The sequence below is a fragment of the Aliterella sp. E5.1 genome (genome assembly GCF_057473825.1).
This window is the reverse complement of record NZ_JBYCCV010000410.1, coordinates 1-1,246: the sequence shown is the minus strand read 5'-3', so window position 1 is coordinate 1,246 and position 1,246 is coordinate 1. Positions and strand designations below refer to the sequence as shown.

The following is a 1,246-nucleotide window of genomic DNA, read 5'->3' as shown; positions in this document are numbered from 1 at the left end:
AATTTAGTGATCACCTTTTGGGGCAACCAGGAACGAGTTATCGCAACAGCAGTAGGAATGTTAGGAGGAGTCATTAGTGGCTTATTAGGCAGTGGCATAGATATTTTTTGCTTCTCCGTCATGGTATTGCTATTCGGCTTGTGCGAAAAGGTTAGCACCCCGACCTCTGTCATTTTGATGGCTATTAATGCTGTGGCTGGTTTCACCCTTCATAAGTTCTTTATAGGTGACTTTGTCGAGCCTGTAACGAATTATTGGTTGGCAGCAGTACCAGTGGTTGTTATCGGTGCGCCAACAGGTGCTATTTGGTGCAATTGGATGAAGCGAGAAACTATTACTAAGATACTTATTAGCCTAATACTAATTGAGTTGGTTAGTTCATTTATACTTATTCCTTTAAGTGTCATGCTTCTTTGTCAGTCTCTTTTTGTGTTTATCGTTTTCTTATCAATCTATTACTGGATGTGTTGTAAGAGCAAAATCTACACCACTCACAATTTTGCTCGTTCGAAATCCTAGCACTTATTCTCAAGCTAAATGTCTCTTATACCGATAGCTTTCTAGCGATGAAGGTTTAAACCAATGATTGTAGTAATGAAAATTGATACACCTGCTTCAGAAACTCAAAAAATCATCCAAGAATTAAGAAGCTGGAATATTACACCAGAAAAAATTGCGGGTAGACATAAAGTCATAATTGGTTTAGTAGGCAATACTGCTACTCTTAATCCTCAATACGTTCAACAACTAAGCCCTTTTATCGAGAAGGTTATGAGGGTTGATAAGCCCTTTAAAAGGGCTAGTTTAGAATTTCGTCATGGTGAACCAACTGAGATACTTGTCTCTACACCTAATGAATTCGTGGTTTTTGGTCAAAATCACCCCATAGTTCCCATAGCTGGACCTTGTTCGGTAGAAAATGAAGAAATGATTGTGGAGACAGCTCAGCAAGTTAAAAAAGCTGGAGCCAAGCTGTTACGGGGTGGAGCTTATAAACCCCGAACCTCTCCCTATTCTTTTCAAGGGCATGGTGAGAGTGCCCTTGGTTTACTGGCAAAAGCTCGTGAAGCCACCGGCTTAGGAATTGTGACTGAAGTAATGGATACAGCAGATCTTGAAAAAGTTGCCGAGGTCGCTGATATTATCCAGATTGGTGCCCGTAACATGCAGAATTTCTCATTGCTGAAAAAAGTGGGAAATCAAGACAAGCCCGTTTTGCTGAAACGAGGTCTGTCAGCAACGATTG

1 protein-coding gene and 1 pseudogene are annotated in these 1,246 nt (G+C 40.6%); both read left to right on the top strand.

What is annotated here, in order from left to right; all coding sequences use genetic code 11:
* Positions 1 to 519: sulfite exporter TauE/SafE family protein (locus AC2VE5_RS27745; protein WP_486890733.1), on the top strand; the 519-nt coding region annotated here is incomplete at its 5' end.
* A gap of 63 nt (positions 520 to 582) precedes the next feature.
* Positions 583 to 1,246, top strand: a pseudogene (locus tag AC2VE5_RS27740) (3-deoxy-7-phosphoheptulonate synthase); the annotation flags it as partial.